This is a genomic window from Streptomyces sp. NPDC001970, assembly GCF_053594115.1.
On record NZ_JBSFDW010000010.1, the window covers coordinates 119,779 to 133,620 of the forward strand.

A 13,842-nucleotide genomic window follows, 5' to 3' on the forward strand; every position below is an offset into this window, starting at 1 on the left:
TCAGAAAGGGGCCCCCGGAGGACGTCCGCCGTCCGGGGGCCCCTTCTCGTCCTCCCGGGCGAAGACCTGGACCAGCCAGGACGAGAACGAACCGGTGACCGCGCCCAGCAGGGCCAGCCCGCACATCATCATCCCCACCGCGATGATCCGCCCCGTCCTGGTCACGGGCGTCACGTCCCCGTACCCGACCGTGGTCAGCGTCTCGCACGCCCACCACAGGGAGTCCCCGAAGGTACGGATTGTCGCCTCCGGCGCCGAGCGCTCGGCCTCGTAGACGGTGAGAGCGCCGGCGTAGCCCAGCAGGACCGCCGTCACCCCGGCGTATGCGATCACCCGCGCGTACAGGCTCAGCCGCGCGCGGTCGCGCCGTTGCTGCACCGCCGTGTACACCTTGACGAGGCGCAGGGGACGCAGCAGCGGCAGGATCAGGACCAGGGTGTCCAGCCAGTGCCTCTGCAGGAACCGGGGCAGTCGCTGACCGCTCAGCCGCAGCCGCACCACGTAGTCGGCAGCGAAGGTCAGCCACATCAGCAGCATCAGCACGAGCGCGAGGTCGCGCCAGATCCTGTCCACGCCGGAGGCCAGCACTCGCACCGAGTACCCGCCCAGGAACAGCAGCGAGCCCCAGAACAGTGGCAGCTCCACCCGGTGCTCCCAGCGCGCGAGCCGGGTGTCCGCGTCGTCGACGTCCATCGGCCAAGGATCTCCGGCCGCTGCCCGGCCCTGCCCCGGCGACACGCTCCGCACTGGCGAAGTCATATGCTGCACCACATGACGAGTGAGCCGGAGCAGCAGATCGGAGTCGGTGTCCAGGACGCCTTCCAGCGTCTGTGGACGCCCCACCGGATGGCGTACATCCAGGGCGAGAACAAGCCGACCGGGCCGGGGGCCGATGACGGCTGCCCCTTCTGCTCCATCCCCGCCAAGTCGGACGAGGACGGACTCGTCATCGCGCGCGGCGACGGCGTCTACGCGGTGCTCAATCTCTACCCGTACAACGGCGGGCATCTGATGGTGGTGCCCTACCGGCACGTCGCCGACTACACGGACCTCGACGACGCGGAGACCGCCGAGCTCGCCGCGTTCACCAAGCGGGCGATGACGGCGCTGCGCACGGCCTCCGGGGCGCACGGCTTCAACATCGGCATGAACCAGGGCAGCGTCGCCGGGGCCGGTATCGCCGCCCATCTGCACCAGCACGTCGTGCCGCGCTGGGGCGGCGACACCAACTTCATGCCGGTCGTCGGCCACACCAAGGTGCTGCCCCAACTCCTCGCCGACACGCGGAAGATGCTCGCGGACGCCTGGCCGGCCGCGTAACCTCGGGCGGCGCGGCTAGGCGTCGTACACGTCGGCCTTGCGCGGTGCCGGGTCCTGGACCAGCCCGCTCACGATCATGGAACGGTTGCTGAAGCGCTCGGTGTCCACGCCGTTCTCCTCCAGTACCCGCATCGCCGCCGCGTGCGTCACCCGCAGCACGGGCGTCGCCGCCCGCATCGCGTCGTCCGCCATGAACCGGTGCCGCCAGGGCTTGTCCGCCCAGGCGTGCCGCAGGCCGAACGGCTCCGGGAGCACCAGCTTCCCGCCCAGGAAGTCCAGCAGCGGCGGGTACCAGGTGAACGGCGCCCGGACCATCAGCCGCACCACCTCGGGCGTCTCCACCAGCGGCAGCGTCCGCTTCGTGGTCTCCCAGAAGCGGATGGTCCTGGGGACCTCGACGGTCTTCGGCTCGGGCTTGGTGGTGAAGAGCGAGTGCACCGGGCCGAGCGCGTGCCCGGTCACCTCGATGCGCAGGGTCTCGTAGAGCACCGTCACCGTGATCATCATCGTGATCACCAGCTGGCCGTCCCACAGCGTGAACTGCACGCCCAGATAGTGGCGGTTCCCGCTGCCGAACTGCTGGTGGTCGCAGATGCGCTGCATCTCGTGGCGCTTGACCTGGAACTTGTTCTCCACGTCCTGGCCCGCGGGCCTGGCCACTTCCTTCGCGTTCTCCCCGACCGGCACCACGACCCAGTGCTTGACCGAGGGGGCCGGGAAGCCTCCCGTGTGCAGCGGGCCGCGCTGCAGCAGCGTCAGCTGGTCGTGGATGACCTTGATGACGTCCCAGCTGCGGAACTGGTGGAACTCCTTGCTGGGCGCCTTGGGCACCAGCTCCTCGGCGAGCTGCCAGCTGCCCCAGCGAGTGCCCATGCCGAGTATGCCCTTGGGTCCCGCGTAGAAGACCGAGTTGGAGTGCTGCTCGGCGGTGAGCATCTCCAGGCCCTGGCGCAGCTGCTCCGCCGCGGTCTCGTTGGGGTTCCCCGGGACGGCCTCCGGCACCTTCGCGCCGATGCCGCCGCCGGAGAGCAGACTGCCCCAGCGCTCGCGCATGTCCTTCGCCGTGGCCTCGCAGATCCGCTTGGCGAGCAGCCAGCCGACGACCGGGGCGATGATCATGCCGCGCAGGTAGTACCCCCAGAAGCCGGTGAACGGCAGCCGGAGCAGGAAGACCACCGCCACGAGGGCGAATCCGGCCAGCAGCGCCCCGCCCAGTGCGCCCGTCTTCTTGTCCTGCGCCCCCGCGATGGTCCGGCGCAGCTGGAACACACCGATCCAGAGCAGCATCCCGGGCAGGAACAGCAGCCCGAACACCGCCATGATCCCGGTGAGTTTCGCGTCCCGCTCCTTACGGATCCGGGTCGCCGCGAGCGCGTGCTCGACCACGGCCTGCGGCTCGGTGCCGAACGACTGGATCAGCGGTTTGCGGGCGCCGCCCAGCATCCGCACCTGAACGGCCCGCGAGAAGGCCTCGCCCAGATTCGGCTCGAACAGTGAGAACTTGGGCTTGGTGACCTTCGACTCGTGCCACTCGCTGTTGGCCTTGAGGATCTCCTCGAGTTTGCCGTCGCGGTACGCGGCCGAGGCGAGGGCGTGCGTCGCCGCCGTCTGACCGGCCGAGCCCTGCAGCGGGACCTGCGCCCCGGGAGAGAAATCGAATGCCTGGTCCGCCACTGCACCGCCCCCATCGCCGCAACCGTCCGCTCTGCGGCCTGTTCCCCGCTACTGAGCCCCGCACACCTTCTGAGCTGGGCACCACAGCGTATCGAGGACTCGCCGTGCGTGGGTCCCGACCATGCAGCTTCATCCGGAAAGCGACCTCAGGCCCCCCGAAGTGCCGCCCGCCGCAAGGAGGTACGGCGGGCGGCGGCCCAACTAGGAACCGGTTTCGGCCTGTTCGCGGATCTTGGTGGCCAACTGCGGTGGCATGGCCTCATGGCGTGCGTACGAGCGGTCGAAGCGGCCCGTGCCGTGCGAGATCGACCGCAGATCGACCGCGTACCGCCCGATCTCGATCTCCGGCACCTCGGCCCGCACCAATGTTCGTCCGTGGCCCGCCTGTTCGGTGCCGACGACCCGGCCGCGCCGCCCCGACAGGTCGCTCATGACCGGGCCGACGTACTCGTCGGGCACCAGCACCTGCACCTCGGACACCGGCTCCAGCAGATGGATCCGTGCATCGCCCGCCGCCTCGCGCAGCGCCAGCGCACCCGCCGTCTGGAAGGCGGCGTCCGACGAGTCCACCGAGTGCGCCTTGCCGTCCAGCAGTGTCACCCGCACGTCGACGAGGGGATAGCCGGCCGCGACGCCCTTCGCCGCCTGCGCCCGGACGCCCTTCTCCACGGACGGGATGAACTGCCGTGGCACGGCTCCGCCCACGACCTTGTCGACGAACTCGATCCCGGAGCCGGCCGGCAGCGGTGCGACCTCGATCTCGCAGATCGCGTACTGGCCGTGGCCGCCGGACTGCTTCACATGGCGGCCGCGCCCCGCCGACGGCTCGCCGAACGTCTCCCGCAGCGACACCTTGTGCGGGACCACGTCGACCTGGACCCCGTAACGGCTGCGCAGCCGCTCCAGGGCCACATCCATATGGGCCTCGCCCAGACACCACAGCACCACCTGGTGGGTGTCCTGGTTCTGCTCGAGCCGCATCGTCGGATCCTCGGCGACCAGCCGCGCGAGGCCCTGCGAGAGCCGGTCCTCGTCCGCCTTGCTGTGCGCCTGGATGGCCACCGGCAGCAGCGGGTCGGGCATCGCCCAGGGCTCCACCAGCAGCGGATCGTCCTTCGAGGACAACGTGTCCCCGGTCTCGGCCCGCGCCAGCTTCGCGACGCATGCGAGGTCGCCCGCGATGCACGCGCCGACCGTGCGCTGCTGTTTGCCGAACGGCATGGACAGCGCGCCGACCCGCTCGTCGACGTCGTGGTCCTCGTGGCCCCGGTCGGTCAGACCGTGGCCGGACACGTGCACGGTCTCGTCCGGGCGCAGCGTCCCGGAGAACACCCTCACCAGCGACAGCCTTCCGACGTACGGGTCGGACGCGGTCCTGACCACCTCGGCGACCAGCGGACCCGCCGGGTCGCAGCTGATCGCGGGTCGCGGGCTGCCCTCCGGCGTCGTGACCGTGGGGGTCTCGCGCTCCAGCGGCGTCGGGAAACCGCCGGTGATCAGCTCCAGCAGCTCGACCGTGCCGAGCCCCTGCTTCCCCCCGTCGGTGGCGGGCGCCGCGGCGAGTACGGGATGGAAGACGCCGCGTGCGACGGCCTTCTCCAGGTCGTCGATGAGCGTCTTGATGTCGATGTCCTCGCCACCCAGATAGCGGTCCATGAGGGTCTCGTCCTCGCTCTCGGCGATGATCCCCTCGATGAGCCGGTTGCGGGCGTCCTCGATGAGTGGCAGCTCGTCGTCGCCGGGCGGCCTTTCCGTACGAGTGCCGGAGGAGTAGTCGAACAGCTTCTCCGACAGCAGCCCGATCAGCCCTGTGACGGGCGCGTGGCCGTCGGCGGCCTCCTGGCCGTGCAGGGGCAGATAGAGCGGCAGTACGGCGTCGGGGTCGTCGCCGCCGAAGATCTGCCCGCAGACGCTGGTCAGCTCGTCGAAGCCGGTACGGGCCGTCTCCAGGTGCGTGACCACGATCGCCCGGGGCATGCCGACCGCCGCGCACTCCTCCCAGACCATGCGGGTCGAACCCGCGACGGCGTCGGCCTCCTGGGCCGCGGAGACAACGAAAAGGGCCGCGTCCGCTGCTCGCAGACCGGCCCTGAGTTCCCCGACGAAGTCGGCGTATCCGGGGGTGTCCAGCAGATTGATCTTGTACCCGCCCCATTCGAGCGGAACGAGGCTGAGCTGTACGGAGCGTTGCTGGCGGTGCTCGATCTCGTCGTAGTCCGAGACCGTGGCCCCGTCTTCGACCCGGCCGGCCCTGTTGACCGCGCCGGCGGCCAGTGCGAGAGCCTCGACCAGCGTAGTCTTCCCCGATCCACTGTGGCCGACCAGCACCACATTCCGTACGGATGTCGGCCGGTCGGCCGTTGTAGCCCTGCCGGCGGCTCCGGGGTGTGCGTTCGCCTTGTCGCCCATGATGTTCCTCCCGACTGCTTGCACGGTGAGGTGTGAGGGCGCGGACCCGGGGGAGCCGACTGGGGATGCCCTCGCCGAAGGCGAGGGGGCAGCTCCGGCGATGCCCGCGGTGGTCTTTCGAGCTTTCCACTCCCGTCATGGTGCGTCCATACGTCGTACGTGACCGGGGGAGTCCGCTGGCGCGGGACGGTCGTGACTACGATGGGCCCGCCGGTGGCCACAAAAGGCCGCGCGGCCCACCGAACCTCGGGAAGGCCATGCTGAACAAGTACGCGCGTGCGTTCTTCACGCGTGTCCTCACACCGTTCGCCGCGTTTCTGCTCCGCCGCGGAGTGAGCCCGGACGCGGTCACACTCATCGGCACGGCCGGGGTCATGGTGGGCGCGCTGGCGTTCTTCCCGCGCGGAGAGTTCTTCTGGGGGACCATCGTCATTACCCTGTTCGTCTTCTCGGACCTCGTCGACGGGAACATGGCGCGCCAGGCCGGGGTCTCCAGCCGCTGGGGCGCCTTCCTCGACTCGACGCTGGACCGGGTGGCGGACGGCGCGATCTTCGGCGGCTTCGCCCTGTGGTACGCGGGCAAGGGCGACGACAACATGATGTGTGCAGTGGCCATCTTCTGCCTGGCGAGCGGCCAGGTCGTCTCGTACACGAAGGCACGCGGCGAGTCGATCGGGCTGCCGGTCGCGGTGAACGGGCTGGTGGAGCGGGCCGAGCGGCTCGTCATCTCCCTGGTCGCCGCGGGTCTCGCGGGACTGGGTGCCTTCGGGGTGCCCGGGATCCACGTGCTGCTGCCGATCGCGCTGTGGATCGTGGCGGTGGGGTCGCTGGTCACCCTGGGGCAGCGGGTGGTGACGGTACGCCGGGAGGCGGCCGAGGCGGACGCGTCGGCGTCCTCGGAGGGGAGTGGGGCGACGTCATGAGGGACCGGCTGACGGACACGCTGTACGGACTGGGCTGGGCCACGGTCAAGAAGCTCCCCGAGCCGGTCGCGGCGGCGCTCGGCCGGACCGTCGCGGACACCGCCTGGAAGCGGAGGGGCAAGGGCGTCCTGCGTCTTGAGGCCAATCTGGCCCGGGTGGTGCCCGACGCGAGCCCCGAGCAGCTCGCCGAGCTCTCGAAGTCCGGCATGCGCTCGTACATGCGGTACTGGATGGAGTCGTTCCGGTTGCCTGCCTGGGACGAGGAGCGTGCGAAGCAGAGCTTCGACGTGAAGGACCTCCACCGCCTCACCGACGCGATCGCCGAGGGCCGGGGCGTCGTCGCCGCGCTGCCCCACCTCGCCAACTGGGACCTCGCCGGGGTCTGGGTCACCCGCGCCCTCGGCATACCGTTCACGACGGTCGCCGAGCGGCTCAAGCCCGAAACTCTGTACGACCGCTTCGTCGCCTACCGCGAGTCGCTGGGCATGGAGGTCGTGCCGCACACCGGCGGCTCGGCCTTCGGCACGCTGGCGCGCAGGCTGCGCGACGGCGGCCTGGTCTGCCTGGTCGCCGACCGCGACCTGTCCGCATCGGGCGTAGAGGTGAAGTTCTTCGGCGAGACGGCCCGGATGCCCGCGGGGCCTGCCCTGCTCGCTCAGCAGACCGGGGCGCTGCTGATGCCCGTGACCCTCTGGTACGACGACACGTCGGTGATGAAGGGCCGCATCCATCCGCCCGTCGACGTGCCCGAGACAGGTACCCGTGCCGAGAAGACGTCTGTCATGACGCAGGCGCTGGCCGATGCCTTCGCCACCGGAATCGCCGACCACCCTGAGGACTGGCACATGCTGCAGCGCTTGTGGCTCGCGGACCTGGACGACTCCGGCTCCGAGGAGCGGCGGACGTGAAGATCGGCATCGTCTGCCCGTACTCGTGGGACGTCCCGGGCGGCGTCCAGTTCCACATCAGGGACCTGGCGGAGCACCTCATCCGGCTCGGCCACGAGGTGTCCGTCCTCGCCCCTGCGGACGACGACACTCCGCTGCCGCCGTACGTCGTCTCCGCGGGCCGCGCGGTGCCGGTGCCGTACAACGGCTCGGTCGCCCGGCTCAACTTCGGCTTCCTGTCCGCGGCGCGGGTAAGGCGCTGGCTGCACGACGGCACCTTCGACGTTATCCACATCCACGAGCCGGCCTCACCCTCGCTCGGGCTGCTGACCTGCTGGGCGGCACAGGGTCCCATCGTCGCCACATTCCACACGTCGAACCCGCGGTCGCGGGCGATGATCGCCGCGTATCCGATCCTCCAGCCGGCCCTGGAGAAGATCAGTGCCCGCATCGCGGTCAGCGAGTACGCGCGGCGCACGCTCGTCGAACACCTGGGCGGCGACGCGGTCGTCATCCCGAACGGCGTCGACGTCGGCTTCTTCGCCCGGGCCGAGCCGCGGGCGGAGTGGCAGGGTGGGGGTACCACCGGCGAAGCCAGGGGGCGGACGATCGGCTTCATCGGCCGCATCGACGAGCCCCGCAAGGGCCTTCCGGTGCTCATGAAGGCGCTGCCGAAGATCCTTGCGGAGCGGCCGGAGACGCGGCTGCTCGTGGCGGGACGGGGCGACGAGGAGGAGGCCGTCGAGTCCCTCCCCAAGGAGATGCGCTCCCGTGTCGAGTTCCTCGGCATGGTCAGCGACGAGGACAAGGCGCGGCTCCTGCGCAGCGTCGACGTGTACGTCGCGCCCAACACCGGCGGCGAGAGCTTCGGCATCATCCTCGTCGAGGCGCTGTCGGCGGGCGCGCCGGTGCTCGCCTCCGACCTGGACGCCTTCACTCAGGTCTTGGACCAGGGCGCCGCGGGCGAGCTCTTCACCAACGAGGACGCGGACGCGCTCGCCGCGGCGGCACTGCGGCTCCTGGCCGACCCGGTGCGGCGCGAGGAGCTGCGGACGAAGGGCAGCGCGCATGTGCGGCGCTTCGACTGGTCGACGGTGGCGGCGGACATCCTCGCGGTCTACGAGACGGTGACGGACGGCGCTGCCTCCGTCGCCGCGGTCGAACGCCCCGGCCTGATGGCCCGCTTCGGCCTCGCCCGCGACTAGCCCGCACTCGCGGCCCGGAACGGGCGGCGGCGGGCGTGCCCCCAGCCCTCAGGCCCCCGGGGCAGCGCGGGCCTGCCCCGAGGCCCCGGGGCGCTGCGCCGGACCCCGGGCGCGGCCGGTGCCGCCGGGTGGGCCGGTGTGGTCGTCTTCGAGGGCCGGCCGGGCTTGGGGGTGCCCCGGTACCAGCGGGGCGCCGGACGGGCCTGATGTGTGCGCCCGGTACGGCCGGAACGGCTGGGGTGTTCGTCTTCACGCGTTGGCCGGGCTGGGGTGTGCCCGGCACTGCCGGGCGGTCCGGGTGTCCGTCTACACACGGCGGACGGGCTTGATGGGAGCGGCCCGGTACCAGTGGGGCGCACGACGGGCTCAGAAACCCCACGCCCGCGAGGGCGTAGGGGGCGGGGTTCGGGGCGGAGCCCCGAAAGCTCAGCCTCGCTGGGCCCCACGCCCACCAGGGCGCAGGGGGAGTTCGAGGAGCGGGGGTTCGGGGCGGAGCCACCGCAACCGGGGGTCCGGGGGCGTAGTCCCCAGTTCGGGAAGGGGGCTTAGGTCCTGCAGTCCCTCGGCGTCGACTACATCGACGAGTCCGAGGTGCTGACCCCGGCCGACGAGGTCGACCACTCCGACAAGTGGGCCTTCACGACCCCGTTCGTCTGCGGTGCCACCAACCTGGGCGAGGCCCTGCGCCGCATCGCCGAGGGCGCGGCCATGATCCGCTCGAAGGGCGAGGCCGGCACCGGCAACGTCGTCGAGGCCGTCCGCCACCTGCGCCAGATCAAGAACGAGATCGGCCACCTGCGTGCCCTCGACCACAACGAGCTGTACGCCGCCGCCAAGGAACTGCGCGCCCCGTACGAGCTCGCCGAGGTCGCCCAGCTCGGGAAGCTTCCGGTCGTGCTGCTCGCCGCCGGTGGTGTCGCCACCCCCGGGGCGGGGACAAGGCCCGCCGCAGGCGTCCCGCGCCGAGGACGCAGGCGCCGCCGGTCGCCGCCTGTCCGCACTCCGTGCCCCGGTAGATTGGCCCGCCGTGACCGCAACCCTGATCTGGATCCTCGTCGCGCTCGTCGTCATCGGCCTCTACCTGAGCTGGACCGCCGGCCGCCTCGACCGCCTGCACGTGCGGATCGACGCCGCCCGTGCCGCCCTGGACGCCCAGCTTCTGCGCAGGGCCTCGGTCACCCAGGAGCTGGCCACGTCGGGCGTGCTCGATCCGGCTGCGTCGATCGTGCTGTACGAGGCCGCGCACGCCGCCCGCCAGGCCGACGAGGAGCACCGGGAGGTCGCCGAGAGCGAGCTGAGCCAGGCGCTGCGGGCCGTCTTCGGGGAGCCGGAGCAGATGGAGGCCGTACGCGAGGCGCCCGGCGGCGAGGAGGCCGTGAACGAGCTCGCGGCGGCGGTACGGCGCGTACCCATGGCCCGTCGGTTCCACAACGACGCCGTGCGCGCGGCAAGGGCACTGCGCAGGCACCGCACGGTCCGCTGGTTCCGGCTGGCGGGCCACGCTCCGTTCCCGATGGCGTTCGAGATGGACGACGAGCCGCCCACGGCGCTGGCGGACCGTCCCTGACGGCCCCCTGGGCCTCCTCGGATGCCCGCTGCGAGCGGCAGCCCGTCGCCGGACGTTCGCCCCCGTTTTGCCGAAAAGGAGCCACACGCTACACATTGGCACTTGCAGTGGCCTGCTGCCGGACGGTTTCCTCTTCGGAGCACCAACCCGTCGTCACCGAATGAGGTCGATCGTGTCCAGCACGTTCTCCAATTCCCCGCAGGCCCCCGAGACCGGCACCGCACGCGTGAAGCGCGGCATGGCCGAGCAGCTCAAGGGCGGCGTGATCATGGACGTGGTCAACGCCGAGCAGGCGAAGATCGCCGAGGACGCGGGCGCCGTCGCCGTCATGGCCCTGGAGCGGGTCCCGGCCGACATCCGCAAGGACGGCGGCGTGGCCCGGATGTCCGACCCGAACATGATCGAGGAGATCATCGAGGCGGTCTCCATCCCGGTCATGGCCAAGTCCCGGATCGGCCACTTCGTCGAGGCCCAGGTCCTGCAGTCCCTCGGCGTCGACTACATCGACGAGTCCGAGGTGCTGACCCCGGCCGACGAGGTCAACCACTCCGACAAGTGGGCCTTCACGACCCCGTTCGTCTGCGGTGCCACCAACCTGGGCGAGGCCCTGCGCCGCATCGCCGAGGGCGCGGCCATGATCCGCTCGAAGGGCGAGGCCGGCACCGGCAACGTCGTCGAGGCCGTCCGCCACCTGCGCCAGATCAAGAACGAGATCGGCCACCTGCGTGCCCTCGACCACAACGAGCTGTACGCCGCCGCCAAGGAACTGCGCGCCCCGTACGAGCTCGTCGCCGAGGTCGCCCAGCTCGGAAAGCTTCCGGTCGTGCTGTTCTCCGCCGGTGGTGTCGCCACCCCCGCCGACGCCGCGCTGATGCGCCAGCTCGGCGCCGAGGGCGTCTTCGTCGGCTCCGGCATCTTCAAGTCGGGCGACCCGGCCAAGCGCGCCGCCGCCATCGTGAAGGCCACCACCTTCTACGACGACCCGAAGATCATCGCGGACGCCTCCCGCAACCTGGGCGAGGCCATGGTCGGCATCAACTGCGACACCCTGCCCGAGGCCGAGCGCTACGCGAAGCGTGGCTGGTAATCACCCATGAGCACCCCCGTGATCGGTGTCCTGGCACTCCAGGGCGACGTACGGGAGCATCTGATCGCCCTGGCCACGGCCGACGCCGTGGCCAGGCCGATCCGGCGCCCCGAGGAGCTCGCCGAGGTCGACGGCCTCGTCATACCGGGCGGCGAGTCCACCACCATCTCCAAGCTGGCCCATCTATTCGGCATGATGGAGCCGCTGCGTGAGCGTGTGCGCGCGGGGATGCCGGTGTACGGCACCTGCGCCGGTCTGATCATGCTCGCCGAGAAGATCCTCGACCCGCGCTCGGGCCAGGAGACGATCGGCGGCATCGACATGATCGTGCGCCGCAACGCCTTCGGCCGCCAGAACGAGTCCTTCGAGGCCGCCGTCGCCGTCAAGGGCGTGGACACCCCCGTCGAGGGAGTCTTCATCCGCGCCCCGTGGGTCGAGTCCGTGGGCGCCACGGCCGAGGTGCTCGCGGAGCACGACGGCCACATCGTCGCCGTACGGCAGGGAAACGCGCTCGCCACGTCCTTCCACCCGGAACTGACCGGAGACCACCGCGTGCACGCGCTGTTCGTCGACATGGTGCGCGCCGCGCACTGATCCGGCCCCGGTAGGATCACAGGCGAACACAGCAGAGATTGGTTACGCGAAGGAGACAGGCAGATGTCCGGCCACTCTAAATGGGCCACGACGAAGCACAAGAAGGCCGTGATCGACGCCAGGCGCGGCAAGCTCTTCGCGAAGCTGATCAAGAATATCGAGGTCGCGGCGCGCACGGGCGGCGCAGACATCGACGGCAACCCGACCCTCTTCGACGCCATCCAGAAGGCGAAGAAGAGCTCGGTCCCGAACAAGAACATCGACTCGGCGGTCAAGCGTGGCGCCGGTCTCGAGGCCGGCGGCGCCGACTACGAGACCATCATGTACGAGGGCTACGGCCCGAACGGTGTCGCGGTGCTCATCGAGTGCCTCACCGACAACCGCAACCGCGCCGCCTCCGACGTCCGCGTGGCCATGACCCGCAACGGTGGCTCCATGGCCGACCCCGGCTCCGTGTCGTACCTCTTCAACCGCAAGGGCGTCGTGGTCCTGCCCAAGGGCGAGCTGTCCGAGGACGACGTCCTGGGCGCGGTCCTGGACGCGGGCGCCGAAGAGGTCAACGACCTCGGCGAGAACTTCGAGGTCATCAGCGAGGCCACGGACCTGGTCGCGGTCCGCAGCGCCCTCCAGGAGGCCGGGATCGACTACGAGTCGGCCGAGGCCAGCTTCGTCCCGACCATGCAGGTCGAGCTGGACGAGGAAGGCGCCCGCAAGATCTTCAAGCTGATCGACGCGCTGGAGGACAGCGACGACGTGCAGAACGTCTTTGCCAACTTCGACGTGTCGGACGACGTCATGGAGAAGGTCGACGCCTGATCCCGCTTCGCACGACGGGCCGACGGGGACCTTCCTCGTCGGCCCGTCGCGTTGTCGGCCGCTGTCAGTGCGAGCCGATAGCCTGCACGAACCTGGGGTACCTCCCAGCGGTGGCCGGGGGAGAACGAAGAAGGGGTGGGCGCGTGCGTGTTCTGGGCGTGGACCCGGGGCTGACCCGGTGCGGCATCGGCGTGGTCGAGGGCGTCGCGGGCCGCCCGCTGACGATGCTCGGCGTCGGTGTCGTCCGCACCCCGGCCGACGCCGACATCGGCCACCGGCTCGTCGTCATCGAGCGCGGCATCGAGGAATGGCTGGACACGCACAGGCCCGAACTGGTCGCGGTCGAGCGGGTGTTCAGTCAGCACAACGTGCGTACGGTCATGGGCACGGCGCAGGCGAGCGCGGTCGCCATGCTGTGTGCCGCCCGCCGCGGACTGCCCGTCGCGCTCCACACTCCCAGCGAGGTCAAGGCCGCCGTCACCGGCACCGGCCGCGCCGAGAAGGCCCAGGTCGGCGCCATGGTGACGCGGCTGCTGCGGCTCGACGCACCGCCGAAACCGGCCGACGCCGCCGACGCGCTCGCCCTCGCCATCTGCCACATCTGGCGCGCCCCCGCCCAGAACCGCCTCCAGCAGGCGGTCGCCGCACACCACGCACTGAAAGGCCGTACCGCATGATCGCCTTTGTGAGCGGCCCGGTCGCCGCTCTCGCCCCGACGACCGCCGTGATCGAGGTCGGTGGCATCGGCATGGCTGTGCAGTGCACGCCGAACACGCTCTCGGAGCTGAGGGTCGGTCAGGAGGCGAGGCTCGCCACGTCGTTGGTCGTCAGGGAGGACTCCCTGACGCTGTACGGCTTCGCCGACGACGACGAGCGCCAGGTCTTCGAGCTGCTCCAGACCGCGAGCGGCGTCGGCCCGCGCCTCGCCCAGGCGATGCTCGCCGTGCACAGCCCGGACGCCCTGCGCCTCGCCGTGGCCATGGATGACGAGAAGGCGCTGACCGCCGTGCCGGGCATCGGCAAGAAGGGTGCCCAGAAGCTGCTCCTGGAGCTGAAGGACCGCCTCGGCGAGCCCATCGGCTCCGCGGCGCGCGCCGCGGGAGCGCCCGTCAGCCAGTCGTGGCGCGACCAGCTGCACGCCGCCCTGATCGGCCTCGGCTACGCCGGCCGCGAGGCCGACGAGGCGGTCGTCGCGGTGACGCCGCAGGCGGAGGCGGCGGCCGGTGAGCCGCATATCGGCCGGCTGCTCAAGGCCGCCCTCCAGACCCTGAACCGCACCCGCTGACGCCGTGCCCCTCACGGGGCGGGACCAGGCACCGAGACCGACCGCCAGGCACCGAGACCGATCGCCGGGCACCAT

At 70.9% G+C, this 13,842-nt stretch carries 13 protein-coding genes and 1 pseudogene; 11 read left to right on the top strand and 3 right to left on the bottom strand.

The window, feature by feature from the left end; translation table 11 throughout:
- Positions 1-693 (bottom strand): potassium channel family protein, encoded by a 693-nt coding sequence (locus ACWCP0_RS15310; RefSeq protein ID WP_451079278.1) that lies wholly within the window; start codon positions 691-693, stop codon positions 1-3.
- Between the two features lie 66 nt (positions 694-759).
- Here ACWCP0_RS15310 and ACWCP0_RS15315 point away from each other — a divergent pair, with 66 nt between their 5' ends.
- Positions 760-1,320 (top strand): HIT family protein, encoded by a 561-nt coding sequence (locus tag ACWCP0_RS15315; protein WP_451079279.1) that lies wholly within the window; start codon positions 760-762, stop codon positions 1,318-1,320.
- A gap of 15 nt (positions 1,321-1,335) precedes the next feature.
- Here the strand turns inward: ACWCP0_RS15315 and ACWCP0_RS15320 are convergent, their stop codons facing one another.
- Both ACWCP0_RS15320 and ACWCP0_RS15325 read right to left on the bottom strand, forming a co-directional pair.
- Complete coding sequence (locus ACWCP0_RS15320; protein WP_451079280.1) at positions 1,336-2,994, bottom strand: hypothetical protein; 1,659 nt, start codon at positions 2,992-2,994, stop codon at positions 1,336-1,338.
- Between the two features lie 201 nt (positions 2,995-3,195).
- Positions 3,196-5,403, bottom strand: a complete 2,208-nt coding sequence (locus tag ACWCP0_RS15325) for an elongation factor G-like protein EF-G2 (protein WP_451079281.1) — start codon at positions 5,401-5,403, stop codon at positions 3,196-3,198.
- Positions 5,404-5,660: 257 nt separating this feature from the next.
- On the opposite strand from ACWCP0_RS15325, the gene pgsA reads away from it, so the two are divergent.
- The 10 genes and pseudogenes from pgsA (at position 5,661) to ruvA (ending at position 13,767) form a co-directional block, all read left to right on the top strand.
- Positions 5,661-6,326, top strand: a complete 666-nt coding sequence (pgsA, locus tag ACWCP0_RS15330; protein ID WP_451079282.1) for a phosphatidylinositol phosphate synthase — start codon at positions 5,661-5,663, stop codon at positions 6,324-6,326.
- Positions 6,323-7,234, top strand: coding sequence for a phosphatidylinositol mannoside acyltransferase (locus tag ACWCP0_RS15335; RefSeq protein ID WP_451079283.1), 912 nt, complete (start codon positions 6,323-6,325; stop codon positions 7,232-7,234). The genes pgsA and ACWCP0_RS15335 overlap by 4 nt, the downstream gene beginning before the upstream one ends.
- Positions 7,231-8,418 carry a glycosyltransferase family 4 protein gene (locus ACWCP0_RS15340; protein WP_451079284.1) on the top strand — a complete coding sequence of 396 codons (1,188 nt, stop codon included), beginning with the start codon at positions 7,231-7,233 and terminating at the stop codon, positions 8,416-8,418. The genes ACWCP0_RS15335 and ACWCP0_RS15340 overlap by 4 nt, the downstream gene beginning before the upstream one ends.
- Before the next feature lie 549 nt (positions 8,419-8,967).
- A pseudogene (locus ACWCP0_RS15345) lies at positions 8,968-9,345 on the top strand (pyridoxal 5'-phosphate synthase lyase subunit PdxS); the annotation flags it as partial.
- 100 nt (positions 9,346-9,445) lie between these two features.
- Positions 9,446-9,985: a hypothetical protein gene (locus ACWCP0_RS15350; RefSeq protein ID WP_451079285.1), complete on the top strand. Its 540-nt coding sequence runs from the start codon at positions 9,446-9,448 to the stop codon at positions 9,983-9,985.
- A gap of 160 nt (positions 9,986-10,145) precedes the next feature.
- Positions 10,146-11,072, top strand: coding sequence for a pyridoxal 5'-phosphate synthase lyase subunit PdxS (pdxS, locus tag ACWCP0_RS15355; RefSeq protein WP_451079286.1), 927 nt, complete (start codon positions 10,146-10,148; stop codon positions 11,070-11,072).
- A gap of 6 nt (positions 11,073-11,078) precedes the next feature.
- Positions 11,079-11,666: a pyridoxal 5'-phosphate synthase glutaminase subunit PdxT gene (gene pdxT, locus ACWCP0_RS15360; RefSeq protein WP_451079287.1), complete on the top strand. Its 588-nt coding sequence runs from the start codon at positions 11,079-11,081 to the stop codon at positions 11,664-11,666.
- A gap of 63 nt (positions 11,667-11,729) precedes the next feature.
- Positions 11,730-12,482: a YebC/PmpR family DNA-binding transcriptional regulator gene (locus ACWCP0_RS15365; protein WP_451079288.1), complete on the top strand. Its 753-nt coding sequence runs from the start codon at positions 11,730-11,732 to the stop codon at positions 12,480-12,482.
- Positions 12,483-12,625: 143 nt separating this feature from the next.
- Positions 12,626-13,159, top strand: a complete 534-nt coding sequence (ruvC, locus tag ACWCP0_RS15370; protein ID WP_451079289.1) for a crossover junction endodeoxyribonuclease RuvC — start codon at positions 12,626-12,628, stop codon at positions 13,157-13,159.
- The gene (ruvA, locus tag ACWCP0_RS15375; RefSeq protein WP_451079290.1) at positions 13,156-13,767 is read left to right on the top strand and encodes a Holliday junction branch migration protein RuvA; all 612 of its coding nucleotides are present in this window, start codon (positions 13,156-13,158) and stop codon (positions 13,765-13,767) included. The genes ruvC and ruvA overlap by 4 nt, the downstream gene beginning before the upstream one ends.
- Positions 13,768-13,842: the final 75 nt, after the last annotated feature.

What these genes read in the sequence shown, in the direction of transcription:
- ACWCP0_RS15335 (WP_451079283.1), top strand. Translation starts at nt 6,323, where the DNA reads ATGAGGGACCGGCTGACGGACACGCTGTACGGACTGGGCTGGGCCACG.
- ACWCP0_RS15315 (WP_451079279.1), top strand. Translation starts at nt 760, where the DNA reads ATGCTGCACCACATGACGAGTGAGCCGGAGCAGCAGATCGGAGTCGGT.
- ACWCP0_RS15365 (WP_451079288.1), top strand. Translation starts at nt 11,730, where the DNA reads ATGTCCGGCCACTCTAAATGGGCCACGACGAAGCACAAGAAGGCCGTG.
- ACWCP0_RS15325 (WP_451079281.1), bottom strand. Translation starts at nt 5,403, where the DNA reads ATGGGCGACAAGGCGAACGCACACCCCGGAGCCGCCGGCAGGGCTACA.
- pdxT (WP_451079287.1), top strand. Translation starts at nt 11,079, where the DNA reads ATGAGCACCCCCGTGATCGGTGTCCTGGCACTCCAGGGCGACGTACGG.
- pgsA (WP_451079282.1), top strand. Translation starts at nt 5,661, where the DNA reads ATGCTGAACAAGTACGCGCGTGCGTTCTTCACGCGTGTCCTCACACCG.
- ACWCP0_RS15310 (WP_451079278.1), bottom strand. Translation starts at nt 693, where the DNA reads ATGGACGTCGACGACGCGGACACCCGGCTCGCGCGCTGGGAGCACCGG.
- ruvA (WP_451079290.1), top strand. Translation starts at nt 13,156, where the DNA reads ATGATCGCCTTTGTGAGCGGCCCGGTCGCCGCTCTCGCCCCGACGACC.
- pdxS (WP_451079286.1), top strand. Translation starts at nt 10,146, where the DNA reads ATGAGGTCGATCGTGTCCAGCACGTTCTCCAATTCCCCGCAGGCCCCC.